This is a genomic window from Pseudomonas sp. 10C3, from assembly GCF_036346185.1.
Lineage (GTDB): Bacteria > Pseudomonadota > Gammaproteobacteria > Pseudomonadales > Pseudomonadaceae > Aquipseudomonas.
Genome location: NZ_JASJVE010000005.1, coordinates 1 through 14,729 on the forward strand (window position 1 = coordinate 1; position 14,729 = coordinate 14,729).

Below are 14,729 nucleotides of genomic sequence, written 5' to 3' on the forward strand. Positions count from 1 at the left end.
CCCCCCCCCCCCCCCCCCCCCCCCCCCCCCCCTTTTTTTTTTTAACCCACAACCCGCAATCCGCGATGTGTATAAGAGACAGAACGAATACAGGGTTGAACTCGTCGACGATGGCTCCGTGGGGTGCGCCAATCGCAACGACCTTATCCGCTGGGCCATTAATCAGGTTCAACCTCACATGTATGTGCTCCTGCCGAATAACGGCACCTCGAACCAGCAGTGCTTTGGAGCCACGTTCACAGGACACGACGGGGCATCTCGCGAGGCGTATGCCGTGTTTCATCTCGACACCCTTATCAGCACGGGCTACAGGGGCCCTGAGACGCGAGGTGACCTGATCTCTGCCGCGTCACCGAATCCCGCTCGCCTGGCATCCCCGCCCAGGAGACCACGCCATGACCTGACGCAAGCGCAGAGGGACGACCGTGCCGAACAGTCATCCAACCCCACCACAGCAAGGCCTGGTCATCAGTACAAATCCTATAATGAGGGAAAGATTGATGATCAAGGCTTCAGTTTTGAGCAGATGACGGCTGCAGCCTCCGCGTCCCGCCGTCAGGGCCATGAGTCGCCGCCCAGCGCAGGTCCCTCGGGCACAAGAGCGACAGCCACTGGACCGGGTAGATATTCCTCCTATACCTCTACAAGATTTCTGCTGGGGCCTTCCGGTCGGGTCCATCGGGCACCTGTGCAGCCCGAACACCAAGCAGTGATGGCGCAACTGCCCACAACCCTTTCCTCGCAACAGCGCTCTGTGATTTCACGATTTCTGTGCCATCTTGAGCAGCAGAGTCTGAGCTGGTCAGCGCTGGCGCCTGCTGCGGACGAAGTGCGCCCAGCAGCGTTGGAGGCGGCGGTCAATATGGCCATTACGCAATACAGACTTGACGGAGGCACGCGCGGGGCAATTAACCTCGCCTTCAACTTGGTTCTGCTGGGGCCTTTCGGTCGGGCCCATCGGGTCAAACTGACACCTGTGCGGCCCGAACACCAAGCAGTGATGGCGCAACTGCCCTTAACCCTTTCCTCGCAACAGCACTCTGCGATTTCACGATTTCTGTGCCATCTCGAGCAGCAGAGTCTGAACTGGTCAGCGCTGGCGCCTGCTGCGGGCGAACTGCGCCCAGCAGCGTTGGAGGCGGCGGTCAATACGGCCATTACGCAACACGGACTTAACGGAAGCACGCGCGGGGCAATTAACCTCGCCTTCAACTTGGTTCTGCTGGGGCCTTCCGGTGTAGTCCGACTGATACCTGTGCGGCCCGAACACCAAGCAGTGATGGCGCAACTGCCCACAACCCTTACCCGGCAACAGCACTCTTACATTTCACGATTTCTGTGCCATCTCGAGCAGCAGAGTCTGAACTGGTCAGCGCTGGCGCCTGCTGCGGACGAAGTGCGCCCAGCAGCGTTGGAGGCGGCGGTCAATACGGCCATTACGCAACACGGACTTGGCGGAGGCACGCGCGGGGCAATTAACCTCGCCTTCAACTTGGTTCTGCTGGGGCCTTTCGGTCGGGCCCATCGGGTCAAACTGACACCTGTGCGATTCGATTAGTGGGTCATGCCGAGGTAACGTTGGCCCTGAGTCAGCTGCCGGTAAGGCGTGGTCTTCTGCGCTTGAATCCTTTGGTGTGAGAGCCTGGATTCTACCGGTGGCTGGCTCTCTGCCTCTCGTTTCAAGCGTTGCACTTATTCTATGAACTCAGGCCGACTAAATTCATAGTTAACGCTGTATGAACCTCGTGACAATACGACTAGGAAGAACCAGATCAACTCTATCTACCGCTTTGACGACCTTGCACCGAATTACGTTAGGTATCGACCAAGTTATCCGCACGAGGTCGTGGCCTTTGTTCACGACATGCTCATGATCCCTCCCGCCTCGATGGTAGCCGACATCGGCGCTGGCACCGGTATCTCGGCGACGTTATTTCTTGATGCCGGGCATTCTGTAATCGCCGTTGAGCCAAATTCGGCATCGCCGCCGACACGGCGGCCAACACCCTGCGCAGCTACCGCAGAGCCCTCGCCTACTGGTCGGCCTGGCTGCAGCTGCGCTATGGCCAGGCGCTGGGCGATGCCCCACTGCCGCCGGCGGTGGCAGTACAATTCGTCCTCAATCATTTGGCTCGACCACTAGACGACGGCAGTTGGGCGCAACTGTTGCCGCCCGCAATCGATGCGGCGCGGGTCAAGGCCAAGCCCGGAGCCCTGGCGTTCAACACGGTCAGTCATCGGCTGGCGGTACTGGGTCAATGGCATCGCCTGCACGGCTGGGACAACCCGGCCGAAGCGCCTGTGTTGAAGACCCTGCTGCGCGAGGCGCGCAAAGCGCAGACCCGCCAGGGGCTGTTAGTACGCAAGAAGACCGACGTCGTGCTCGAACCGCTGCAGGCGCTGCTCGCCACCTGCAGCGACGGCGTGCGCGGAGTCCGCGGCCGCGCCCTGCTCCTGCTGGCCTGCAGGTCAGCGATGTGCGGCGGCTGGACACCGACTCCTGGCTCTACGCCTTGGGCGCGACCAAGACCGACACCAGTGGAATCCGCACATTCGCCGCGAGAAGCCGCTGCGCGGACCAGCGGCGCACGCCCTCGCTGCCTGGCTGGGCGCGGCGCCGGCCGCATCCGACCCGCTCGACTGTACAAGGGCGGCAAGGTCGGCACCGCAGCGCTGTCGGCGGACTAGGTGGCACGCATCTTCCAGCGCCGGGCGAAGCTGGCGGGACTGGAGGGGGATTGGGCCGCGCACAGTTTGCGCTCGGGCTTTGTGGCCGAGGCTGGACGCCAGGGGGTGCCGCTGGGCGAGGTGATGGCCATGACCGAACACCGCAGCGTGACCACGGTGATGGGTTATTTCCAGGCGGGTTCGTTGCTCAGCAGCCGTGCCACGTCATTGCTGGTGGATGGTGAAGCGCTCACGCAAGGCGGCCCGCCGAAGGCTGAAACCACCGAAACCGACCTAGGCGAACAATGACACTCCCGGGATTCGGCGGTATTACCGGCCAGATGGTTTGTTACAAGTACGCCGCCGGGGTGGCCTTGCCATCAACGGGCACTGACGCTAGCAATTGCAACGCTGCACTGGGCCGTGCGAGTCATTAAAGCGACAACAATGGAAATGATGAGTGTACTCATTCTTAGATACCTTTATGTTGGTCACGATCAAATCGATCGAACCGGCTTCCTAGCTAGGAAGTTAACCACATGATTACAGAGAAAAATACGCTGTCCACGTCGTGGACTTCGTTCAGTTGCTGGTCGTTCTTGTAGTACCACGACACAGCCTACGGCTTCTCCCCCCCCACCATGTCAAGGTGACTTGGTGGCAGTACGTAACTTATTGAATTTTAAAGAAAACATAGTCAGTCTAGCTCAACCAAAAACCGACCATTACACCCTATAAGAATCAATAAGTTAGCGGTGAGTTTTGCAAGCGAAAAACAGCTCAATCCCCTCCCCCGGCGCCCTGCCGACCAAACACAATCTCAATCACGCGACTTGCAATACCACGACTGCGCATAAAGGCAGCCGTCAATCTCTTCCACGCCACTCAGTGCGAATCGGTAGCCATTCCGGCTCACAAACTTGCATTGACCTGACTGAGCATAGATCTCGCCCTCCGGCACGGCTAAGCGACACCATGCAATTTCAGCTACCGAATCAAAAAATACATGACGGCATTCAGGTAACTGTCTATCCCTCCGGGACGGCGCCAGAGCACAAACCTCCTGAGCCGAAAGCCAAAACAAGGCGCCTCAAAGTGAAAATGCATGCTTTTCAATAAGAAGAGCATCGATATGTTGAGAGATCAGGTTTGCCGATTTTTTCCAAGAGAATCGGTCTACATTGGATCGACCCAGCTTTTTCAGAATTTGACGCAACGCAAGCTCATTGAGGATCAGGTCCATTGCCGAGGCAATATCAGAAACACTGAGAGGATCGAAATAGAGCGCGCTGCGATGCAGAACCTCAGGCATCGCAGCGACATCCGAAGCGAGTACTGGACAATCACAGGCCTGAGCCTCTAGTGGTGGGATACCAAAACCTTCATACAGAGAGGGAATTATAAAAGCCGTCGCTCCCTGGCAGCCCCGGCATTTCGAACTCCAGAAACGGTGTAACTTCAGGCCTTTTTCAACGTAGGAATAGCGCCAAATCAGCGCCTGTCCAGCCGGGCAAATGTATTCTTTTTTTTGCCGCGTCATAGATGAAGGCATCATTATTGAAGCGCCCGTCTGCTTTGCCTACTGAGGTCATCGGCTTGGGCACATAGGCGGTGATGTCTGTATCGTGGCACGCCAGGATTTCTTCGCTTTTGAAGTGCCACTGGATGCAAGCTCAGTCGCAGTTAATGCGAGCACAGGTGCTGCTTCAATCGCAATTAATCCGAGCCTGAAATAGCGTTGATTGCAAGCATGGCCGTTTTCGATTGCAAGCCGCTATAGGTACGGCTCAATGACCGGCCGATGCTATTTCGTCTACCTTGCTTTGGAGCCCTCCAGAGGCACCCCGGTGTTCTGTCGCCAGTGCAAGTATCTGGGCTTGAGAAACGCCGCCAGCGCTCAATATAGGATGGACCTCCAAAAGTGTTTCCATCGTTTTTCTGCCACCGCCGGTGCTTGCAATCTTTACCAGATCGTCCCCGCTGAAGCCGGCTTGCCGCAGGGCCGGGCCGTTCGCTTGCAGCGCCTGCAGGGCTGGTGCACCACCGATGTGGGCTGCGACCTTGACCAGGTCGGCCGCGCTGAAGCCGACTTGTCGCAGGGCCGGGCCCGTGTCCCGCAGAGCCTGCAAGGCTTGTGCAGCGCCACCGTTAGCCGCGACTTTGACCAGGTCGGCCGCGCTGAAGCCGGCTTGCCGCAGGGCCGGGCCCGTGTCCAGCAGCACCTGCAAGGCTTGTGCAGCGCCACCGTTAGCCGCGACCTTGAGCAGGTCGGCCGCGCTGAAGCCGGCTTGCCGCAGGGCCGGGCCCTTGTCCCGCAGCGCCTGCAAGGCGCTCTTACCACCATGATGGGCCGCGATATTGATTACATTCTCGCGACTCATCATGCCTTGGAACTGGTCGAGATTCTGCTGTACAAAGTCAAGCGTGGTCCTACTTGCCCTTTTTTGGATTTTGTCTTGGTCAGCGGTGCTCAAGGCGTGGGATGAAGAACCCGCCGATTGAGTGGAGGCCCCTGAGCGCAAAGAGGGTGCTGGATAGGGATTGACCCTAGCGATATGAGCGGCTCGGGTCCAGCTAGGCCCGGGGATGTCCGCCGCCGCGCCGGCCGAGCCGTCATGGGAAAAGACCATGGATGGGGTGCTGGTCGATGCACCCGAAGGCAGAGAATCGCCCGAAAAATACTGAGGATTGTGTTTCAGAATCATTGCCTGTGCCAATTGTCCAACCGGATATTGCGTGGCTAAATGGCTGGAAACCGATGGCTGCTGTCCGCCCATGACGGAGGATGAATCGTCGTGCGTGATGGGAGGAATAGACAGATAGATAGATGCGGTTGGCGAGCTGATGCGAATGACGTCGTATAGAGATTGTTCGTTTAATCGTGCCTGAACAGTAAAATCGCCTGCTGCCGTTATATAGTGAGCATCCGCGCCTTGGGTGGATTGAAGGTGCAGCGCGTTATCGGCTATAGAATTGATTGCCAACATTGCCAGAAGCTGATGGCTTCCATTGGCCTGTTCTAGCACATACAGCGTGTTCCGGCTCATCCCGGCAAGCGAGAGTCCATTAGGGTGATTGTGCTGAGCTTGTGAACCAGACGGTTCTAGCGGCTGACCGGCATTGATTGACGCTGTGTGGTGCTGTGCAGAGACACCTGATTGAATGGGATTCATCGCTGCCTGGACCTATTGTGGGTGATGTGATCGGCCGAAATCGAGATGAACGACCTGGATCCCAGTGGGTGGTCAGAATGGCCTAAGGGGTTCCGACTGGGCTAAGCGGCGAGAAATCATCAGGGAAAATCTCCAGTTCCAAAATGAAGTCTAGCGTCAGGATCGAAGCTACAACCTTCTTTTTGCTTTCCTGGTTCCTGAAATCGCTAAAAAGCTAGCGCAACGCAGGGAATGGTAACTGTAGAGATGAGGCTGTTGGCACACAGAAATCTTGCGCCCATCTCCTCCGAAAGAGGTGAGGATTCCACCGAAAGCCAGTCTTTTTGTAGGGGTAAAAACGATCAAAAATAAAAAGGGGCCGCGAGATAAAATCTCGCAACCCCTTGAATCATATGGTCGGGACGGAGTGATTCGAACACTCGCTCCCTAGCACCCCATGCTGGGGACTAAATACGTATAACATGTTGTTTTATAAGGAATACACATCATATTCTGGGTGGCAAATCATCCGCTTTTTTGTGCTTATGCAAACGGAAACATGCGGGCTCCAGAAGAGGTTTTGCGCGGGCCCCGACCTCTACACTAGTGGCTCAATCGGGCGAAACACATGTGGCAATTACTTGCAGCACAATAGAAAGGCCGATCAGGGCGCCTGCCCATCTCAGGAGTGCGGCATTTCGCTTTTCGTCATTGGAGCCTTCGAGCTCCCACAATTTCAACTCTTCGTCGCTTGGGAATGTTGCTTGCTATCCCTTGCTGCAGAATAGTGATCTGTTAGGAAGGTCTCTGGCAGCGCTGATTGAGCCTGGCTGATCGCCATAGCTTTCATGTCGATCCGTGTGGCGAGGCATAGCGCGAGCAGTTGGCACGCGAATGACGCGAGGTTCAGGGCTTTAACAACGGTCATGGTGCGGCTCGATCCGAGTGGCCTGACATCTTGCCACGCGCCACCGGGGGGTTAAAATTCCCCCGACTCCACCAAATAAGCGTTACAAATCATGCATTTAGAGTTTATCGCAAGTGCCTTTTTTGTGCCTGGCAGGGTTGTTTTGGCTCGGTTATGCCAGCTTAATGACAGCTTTCGTCACATCTAGATCTATCCAGAGCCACGGTGGCTTTCCCCAAAAAATGCGTCAGGACACATTCCCTGTCTATCGACCATGTACGAGCACTACCACCATGCGGCTGGTGCCGGATGACCAAGTGACACACGCGTTGGCAGTCGTCAATGGCGGTAATGCCCTGGCCACAGTGATTGCCGCGCCCCTTGGCAGCTTTCTAGGTGCGCTGATCGGCTGGCGGGGTGCGTCTTTTTGTATTGTGCCGGTCGCCGCAATTGCAGCCATATGGCTTCTGCTCAGTTTCCCCAAAATGAAGACCGAGCGTCGTTCCGCCAGCGGCAATCTATTCAGACTAATGAAGAGTGCGCCGGTGGCATTGGGCAGGCTGGCGGTCAGTGTGTTTTTCACGGGGCAGTTCATGCTGTTCACCTATTTACGACCGTTTCTGGAAGCTGTCACCCACGTCAGCGCTTCCGTGCTGTCGCTCATGCTGTTCGTTTTAGGGGCAACTGGCCTCGCGGGTACTTTCCTGATTGAAGGCTTCCTGAAGAAAGGCATGTATCGGACGTTGATCGCCATTCCCATGCTGATGGCCGTCATTGCCCTTGCGCTCATCGGGTTTGGAAACTCGGTGATAACTGCAACCGTCTTGCTCGGCTTCTGGGGCCTGGTTGCAACAGCAGCACCGGTAGGTTGGTGGTTATGGCTCGCAAAAACACTGCCAAATGACACGGAAGCGGGAGGTGCACTGATGGTGGCCATTGTTCAACTGGCAATTGGTTCCGGCGCGACCATTGGCGGTCTGGCATTCGATCTTAGTGGGTATCGAGCGACTTTCGAGTTGAGCGCTGCGGTGCTGGTGGTTGCGGCCGTGTTTGCCTACCTGGCTGGACGTGCATCATCAAGAACGCTTGCAGCTACTGGGGATGCCCCAGCCTGCGGCACACAAGAACACCCTAGACAGTATCAAAGCGCTCTCGGAAATCGACTTTCGCAATAACCTAGAAGAGGTTCGAATTGCCGACGCTGGTTTACCCCGGAGTGCCAATCGCTTTGCCCCAGATGGGTATGCGCATTTTGCTATCTGGTCGGGTGCTGTCGTAAGGCCAAAACTACCTGCCACGTCACAAACTGGCCCCGGTGTATCGCGGCCATGCCAATTATAGGAACAGACGCTACTGGCCCATTGTTGCAACATCGGCAGGAGATGGATCCCTCAACGCCAGAATTATTCGCTATCCTGAAAAATCATTTTGCTGAGCACAATCACACCATCTACGCGCTTGCGGATATTAAGTACGTCACCTTCTTGCCAACCCATTTCCTGCACCAGCTCATCAGGCAAGCTAACGATCTGATCGCCGCTGCCGTCACGGGCATCAATCAATGTTGACTGAAAGCGGCTCTCGCCCAGGGCCTGCAACAGTAACAGCAGGTCACCTCCGTTCGACACAAAACCACGTGCACTGATCAGTCCGTATTGTTCCAGCAAATCGGCAGCAGCATCGAGCACTTCTGTCGGCACAACGTCGGTCGAGCGGATTAGCTCAGTGACATCGCCAGCAGCGTGCTGCACCGCTGGCATCGCTGAAAGGATTTGTTCAATACGGTGTCGCAGGTCGTCCATGACGCCTCCTTAGGTGCTGAAAACCAATGTGCAAGCAGTTCAAATAACAACCTTTTACGCCGTATGCCAATCTCGTGATCACTCACCTATACACCCCGCCGCCGATCAGTTCGTATGCTCATCACAACGGACGCTGACCCAGCGCGTTCCTACCAATTGCCCAGGCATTCCACAGACCTCACAAACCGACAAAGACGCCTCTTGCGCGTTGTCGACCGCTGCGCGGCACCTGCCGTCACCGCCTTCATAGTAGAGACGCAATCCACCAAACTTCTCCTTGATCTGTCGTACCATTACCGGAGGAACATCAGGGTTCTCATTGAGGTAATTCGTGAGGCTTCGACAGAGCTCATCAAGCAACTCTAACCATCCCGGATAACACGCAATTTCACGCATATGCTCGCCAGAAAACATCTCGGGATAGCGCCTTCGTAATAACGGCAGCAAATCACCTGTCATCAGCCTCCACTCCCATTGCTCGACGAATATGTGGATCTCTCAGCGTGGCTAACTCAGGCATGCTGATAAGCTTTCTGGCACCTCGGCTGGCGAGTGTATACAGCGTGTTTTTGCTTTCAAAACAGGAGCCGTTGACCAGGCGGAGTGAGCTGGGCAGCGCACGCTATACCGCCGTTTTCCTATCCGCTTTCGCTTGCCGCCGCATATCTCGCAAATTGTCAGGGAAGTCTCCATCGCCTTGTCCACCATTTCCCAGCAGACCTAGTCGCCACCTCGATAGTGAATCCACAGCCCGCCCCACTCTTCTTTTACCCGTACTATGATGTTCGCTGGAACTTCAGGATGCACATCAAGGTAGCCCTGGAGCGTCTGGCAAAATTTGTCCAGCAATGTCCACCAGCCGGTCATACATGCGATTGCACGTATGACCAGATCATCAAGAAGCAGGCGGTATCGCCCAGGCAAAACCGTCAGGAGATCATCGCCCATCGTCGACCCGAAATTCGCCGCCGCACTGCTGTGATAACGCGAATACTGCAGGTACCTCAGCAGAGGCCGAGCCAGGCATTCAGTTCCTCGAAGGTGTGGAACATGCAGTTTTGAGCGTCAAGCCAAATACGCCGTCGACTGTCTTGAACGTTCTTCTCGACAATGCCCTTTTCCCAGCCAGAGGCTACGTTGCAGAAATCCGGATCGAACAGGTAGTGCGCACACATCACGGAAAACCGTGCATTGACCGTGCGGCCCTTGCCTTTATTGACCTTGTCGACAGCCGTTTTCATGTTGTCGTAGATGCCGCGACGCGGCACGCCACCTAACGCTCCGAACGAGCGCGTATGTGCATCGAATAGCATCTCGTGACCTTGGCTAGGGTACGCAACCAACCAGAATGCGCGACTGGCGCACAGCTTCATGTGGGAGACCTGGATGCGTCGAAACAGGCCTCCGATCAGCAGCCCTTCTTCGCTCCAGTCAAATTAAAAAGCTTCACCGAGCGCAAACGTCAGCGGTACAAAAGCGCGTAAAGACTTGCCTTGTTCACCTCGCCACGAGCGTACAAACGCCGTGAGCTGGCTGTAGCCACCGTCATAACCCTCGGCCTTGATCTGCTCGAAAAGTGCTTTGGCGCTTCTGCGATTGTGCTTTGCCCGGAACGAATCGGCTTTCAGCGCCTGTTCCAGCGTGTCGTGGAAAGGGCTGAGTTTGTTGAAGGTCGCGCACCGCTGGTACGCCGGCTGAGTAGCTTCGGGCGCTCTGACCCATTTTCGGATGGTGTTTCTCGACAGCCCGGTACGCTTGGCTATCTGGTGCAGCGAGAGCTTGTCGCGGAAGTACATCCGCCGGATTTTTCCCAACATTTCCATGCTGATCACCCTGTGTTCTCCTGCTCGGAAAGTGAGCAGAAGCAGTTGAACACCTGGGTCAGTTTTCAGTCGGCAGAACAGCCTTTACTGGGTCAGTTTTCGGTCAGCGGCAACACGTGAAACGCTCAGCAGCTAGGCTGTGACGAGCTACTTCGTCAGCGGCGCTTTTAGTATTCAGGGCGGCCTTGGATTGGGCGACAAACTCCTTTGCAATTTCTTTCATAAAACATTGCTCACGCTTATTGAATTCCTATTAACGGAGCACGCCAGTTGCAGGCATACCCACGTCGCCAATAAGTCTTCGGTCTATTGCTTCAGGCTTTTAAAGAGCGGTGATTTACTTCCCGATGTGTCTGGGCCTAATTAGTTAACAACGAGAGGCTCGGCAGTGTCAACCCACTAACTTTCCCAGGCCGGCCGAACTAAACAACGCATTTAAATATATATTGAAAAGTGGAGAAAGCCCCCAGCATTAATAATTGATTATTGTGAAACCCACGCGCCTCGGCTTTTACAGAAGTGCGAGTATTATTTTCCGGTTATTTTATCCAGTATAAATTTCTAGTCTTATGACTTACCGCTAGGGACTTCCGATTAAGTATGTTGTGGCACTTCGAACGGTTCGGGTCGATACCCATCTAAAAAACAGATGTAAATAGTTTGTTTTTCGGATATTGGCGAATCCAAGCTAAAATTAGCACGGGATGGCTACGAGTTAGTTATATATTGGGGTTTTACGATGGGAGAATTATGGTAATAATGGCTTGTCATTATTTTGCTAAACGATGGCAAATCGATGGATAACGCATACATTGGTTATTGCGAAGTTCTGTCCGAATCAATCGTCGGACTTCCCTGGAATCGGTGAAATCAATGAGCGGAAATTCCAGCTAAATTTGCTTTCTTCATCGGAGAAGGCCTGGAATAGTCCACTCACGTGCGAAGTTAACGCTTGAAAGCTATGTAAATCAGGTGGTTATGGGTTTCCGGTAAAATCGCGACTCCCCCATTTCCTCTTGACATACATTTCCAGCAATCGACGCTCGATCCGTCTGATCGTGTAAGACCCACCCCGGGCAGCTTCGGCTCAGAGTTCGATGACAGGCGCCCAAATAAAAGCATCAGCCGGCTACCGCTGCGGCGATAAATCAGCACTTCGATCCTGCTAACGATCTATATCTACGGCTATCTCAACCGCATCAAGGCCATTCGCCTGTGGGGTATCGAAGGACTCTATAGATCTCAGAAATCACCTGCATCGTTGCGTCTTCGATCGTTCCTTCATTACGGCATAAAACCCAGCCGTGATCTGCAATCGCTCGCTCAAACGCCCTGGTACAAGCAACATGTTCTTCCAGCTTATGGATCACAGTACTGCTCAGCCCACGCGGTCGTGCCGCTGCCCTTGCCCATGAAATATCAGGGGCAGTGACAACCCCAACATGGAGGTCTGGTACTCGTACGTTCCGATCAACGTTCAACTGTAGAATCTCTGCAAACGGGACTATCCGGCGAAACGCGGCATCAGACGGGTACCAGCGATCGATCAAGATGATGCTGCCTGGTGGCTGTTTAGGCAGTACGTGCTGGGAAATCCAAGCACGGCTATCAGCAAAGCGCTCACAAACCCCCAACTCCAAATCCCGGGTGGGATTTCTGACGAGTTTGTTAACGAGGGCCATTGTTTCAGCCCTATAGGGATCGCTTTTTTTCTCGCAAAGTCGGATCACCTTTTTGTTGTCGGCCCTCAGTACTTTCGTAACGGCCTCCAAAAGCGTGGTTTTGCCGGCTCCCTTGGGGCCATCTAGAGAAACAAACAGCGGACGATTCATTCTTCACATAACGATTGATATACGGTTATTTTTGCCCTGTTCGTTCGCTGGAACCGCTTGGCGCGACTGCGCGAATCGAGCGGAGGGACCTTATGAACAGACATTGATGAACACTCTAACTTAGTTTCTGGCTAACGGATCTCAAAATCCTGGGTTACAGCCGCTTATGAACATCGGTCATCGCCCAGTTGTTAAATAGCGAAATTGGCTGGGCTCGCACGTGCGCTGCTTCGCTTTTCTCGGAGGGACATCCTAGAGACTGGTGCCGGACAACCTGCGCAGCAGCGTCAGCAAAGCGCATCGCTACGAGCAGGACATCAACCCCAGCTACCGTGATCTGGCCGAGCATTACGGGGTCGCCGTATTGCTCGCTCGCGCAAAACCGAGCACATGTCCAAGAGTCACCGCGACAACGGCTAATCGGCTGGCTATCGATACATCGGCTCCTTAACGAAATGAATTACCCCGCATTTAGGAAACAGTGTTTATCACAAACCGGTCTACTCACTGTTTCAACACTGCCTTAGAATCCGCAGGCTTCACAAAGGCTATTCCAAGACCTGCTTTCGACAGCACCTAGGGAAACGCTGAAAAAGTCTCCTTTCTGGAAAGCCATCAAGATGGAAGCCGCGTATTTCTTGGTCTAATTTTTTTGCCAAGGCTTTTTCAGGCCATTCCTAGCGGAAAACCAGTCCATACAAGACGGCCGCATTTAGTTATATCGGAGTTAGAAATTAGCGTAAAAATCGCGTTAATCACAATGGTACTTGCCAGCCTATGATGCTGCCTTTGCCAAGAGCGATCAGACCACGCAGGTAGAAATTATTTCTATTCGGGCACTTATCTACCCGGTCACACCGTTTAACCACCGGATGAAAAATAACACCGCGCCAGTCCATTACTTACTGACAGATAGCACTGGCGCGTCACGCTTGTTAATAATTCATAATAAATACACTTTGGGGCAACTATGCACAGCAAATCACTGTCGGCCACGTTGGCGCTGACGAGCCTAACCGTGGGTCTTGGATTAACCTCCACCGCGCGGGCAGACTTTATCGAAGACAGTAAGTTATCGCTGGGCATGCGTAACTTCTTTTTCAACGCGGATAACCACTCCGGTGGTGCAGATCAAAAAGAATGGGCGCAGGGGTTTAAGCTCGATTATATTTCGGGGTTTACCGAAGGCACTGTCGGTTTTGGCGTAGACCTTGAAGGCATGCTCGGGCTGCACCTCGACGGCGGCAAAGGCATGCACCCGGCGATCAATACCTTTACTCCGAGCAAAAGCGACGGTTCGGCGGAATCCACTTGGGCCAGTGCTGGTGCTACGGTCAAGGCACGCTTCTCCAAGTCTGAAATTCGCTATGGCAACACCCTGACCCCAAATCTGCCCATCCTGGTGGCCAACGATGGGCGCCTGCAGCTGCAGACCTTCGAGGGCGGCATGATCACCTCCAAGGAAATCGATAACCTGACGCTGACGGGTGGCCAGATCGAAAGCGTCAAAGGCCGCGCCTCGACCAACAGCACCGGCTTGTCGGTGTCCGGCGCCACGCACGGCAGCAATAAATTCCGCTTTGCCGGTGGCGACTGGAAGGTCAACAAAGACCTAACCTTGCAGTACTACTACGCCAACCTGGAGAACTTCTACTCGCAGAACTTCTTGGGACTGGTGCATGTGCTACCGATCACCAACGACTCTTCGTTCAAGACCGATCTGCGCTATTTCAACAGCACCTCGGACGGACGCAACGGTGAGGTTGGCTACGCGTTCAACAACAACGGTGGTTACGCGAAGAACACCGGCAAGGTGGACAACAACACCTGGAGCTCGATGTTCACCTACTCTTTAGGTAACCAATCGCTGATGCTGGGCCGAACTCAGGTCTCTGACAACGGTGGTTTCGTCTGGAACAACGACGCCAGCGTGGTTAACAAGTACGGTAGAAACGAAGGCGAAGGCGGTTATAGTTTCTACCTGTTCAACGACGCTACAGTCGGAAGTTTCGCCCGAGCGGGTGAGAACACCAACTTCGGCCAGTACAGCTATAACTTTGCCAGTCTTGGCGTTTCCGGCCTGAAGGCGTCAATCAGCTACCTGCGGGGCGACGGTATCAAAGCGGCCGACGGCCATGGGCCCGATCAGCACGAGTCGGAAATCGACACGCGCGTCGACTATGTGGTGCAAACCGGCCCATTGAAAGGCTTCGGCACTACCCTGCGCCACGGCACCTACCACGCTGGGAACACTGGGACTGCTGACCTGGATCAGACCCGTCTGTTCTTCAACTACACCTACAATTTCTTCTGATCGATCGCGGCAGAGGTGGCAGCTACCTGAGCTAATGGTTGCCACCCAAGGATTACTTAGCGTTGATCACTAGCAAAAAAAACAGGATTATCGACATCAAAGTCTTTCAACCTTAAGTATTCAACCAGGTAGATGTCAGCAGGAATCCTGCCAGAGACCAGCCGCCACCCTCCTCGCTCTTTCGATATAAGTACTCAGTGAAGCTGAGTATTTATATCCGTCATTGGCAAGA

At 54.6% G+C, this 14,729-nt stretch carries 7 protein-coding genes and 6 pseudogenes; 5 read left to right on the plus strand and 8 right to left on the minus strand.

Going from position 1 to position 14,729, the window contains the following annotated elements; translation table 11 throughout:
• The first annotated feature begins 754 nt into the window (after nt 1–754).
• Nucleotides 755–1,558, plus strand: a complete 804-nt coding sequence (locus QN399_RS05950; protein ID WP_330200688.1) for a hypothetical protein — start codon at nt 755–757, stop codon at nt 1,556–1,558.
• A gap of 422 nt (nt 1,559–1,980) precedes the next feature.
• Nucleotides 1,981–2,976: pseudogene (locus tag QN399_RS05955) on the plus strand (tyrosine-type recombinase/integrase).
• 781 nt (nt 2,977–3,757) lie between these two features.
• Here the strand turns inward: QN399_RS05955 and QN399_RS05960 are convergent.
• From QN399_RS05960 to QN399_RS05970, 3 genes and pseudogenes are all read right to left on the minus strand, one after another.
• Nucleotides 3,758–4,087, minus strand: a pseudogene (locus tag QN399_RS05960) (glycosyltransferase); the annotation flags it as partial.
• Nucleotides 4,088–4,331: pseudogene (locus tag QN399_RS05965) on the minus strand (IS5/IS1182 family transposase); the annotation flags it as partial.
• A gap of 123 nt (nt 4,332–4,454) precedes the next feature.
• Nucleotides 4,455–5,840 carry a TAL effector repeat-containing protein gene (locus QN399_RS05970; protein WP_330200689.1) on the minus strand — a complete coding sequence of 462 codons (1,386 nt, stop codon included), beginning with the start codon at nt 5,838–5,840 and terminating at the stop codon, nt 4,455–4,457.
• Between the two features lie 1,080 nt (nt 5,841–6,920).
• Here QN399_RS05970 and QN399_RS05975 point away from each other — a divergent pair.
• Nucleotides 6,921–7,901 (plus strand): annotated as a pseudogene (locus tag QN399_RS05975) (MFS transporter); the annotation flags it as partial.
• A gap of 228 nt (nt 7,902–8,129) precedes the next feature.
• Here the strand turns inward: QN399_RS05975 and QN399_RS05980 are convergent.
• The 5 genes and pseudogenes from QN399_RS05980 to QN399_RS06000 all read right to left on the minus strand — a co-directional run bounded on the left by QN399_RS05980 (nt 8,130) and on the right by QN399_RS06000 (nt 12,183).
• A complete protein-coding gene (locus QN399_RS05980; protein ID WP_330200690.1) occupies nt 8,130–8,528 on the minus strand; it encodes an AbrB/MazE/SpoVT family DNA-binding domain-containing protein in 399 nt (132 codons plus the stop codon).
• A 105-nt stretch (nt 8,529–8,633) separates the two neighbouring features.
• A complete protein-coding gene (locus QN399_RS05985; RefSeq protein WP_330200691.1) occupies nt 8,634–8,987 on the minus strand; it encodes a hypothetical protein in 354 nt (117 codons plus the stop codon).
• Between the two features lie 261 nt (nt 8,988–9,248).
• A complete protein-coding gene (locus QN399_RS05990; RefSeq protein WP_330200692.1) occupies nt 9,249–9,476 on the minus strand; it encodes a hypothetical protein in 228 nt (75 codons plus the stop codon).
• A 65-nt stretch (nt 9,477–9,541) separates the two neighbouring features.
• Nucleotides 9,542–10,351: pseudogene (gene istA, locus QN399_RS05995) on the minus strand (IS21-like element ISPpu27 family transposase); the annotation flags it as partial.
• Nucleotides 10,352–11,550: 1,199 nt separating this feature from the next.
• Nucleotides 11,551–12,183, minus strand: coding sequence for a dTMP kinase (locus QN399_RS06000; protein WP_330200693.1), 633 nt, complete (start codon nt 12,181–12,183; stop codon nt 11,551–11,553).
• A gap of 202 nt (nt 12,184–12,385) precedes the next feature.
• Between QN399_RS06000 and QN399_RS06005 the strand changes: the two are divergent.
• A pseudogene (locus QN399_RS06005) lies at nt 12,386–12,565 on the plus strand (IS21 family transposase); the annotation flags it as partial.
• Nucleotides 12,566–13,153: 588 nt separating this feature from the next.
• Nucleotides 13,154–14,497: an OprD family outer membrane porin gene (locus QN399_RS06010; protein WP_322179302.1), complete on the plus strand. Its 1,344-nt coding sequence runs from the start codon at nt 13,154–13,156 to the stop codon at nt 14,495–14,497.
• The last annotated feature ends 232 nt before the right edge of the window (nt 14,498–14,729 follow it).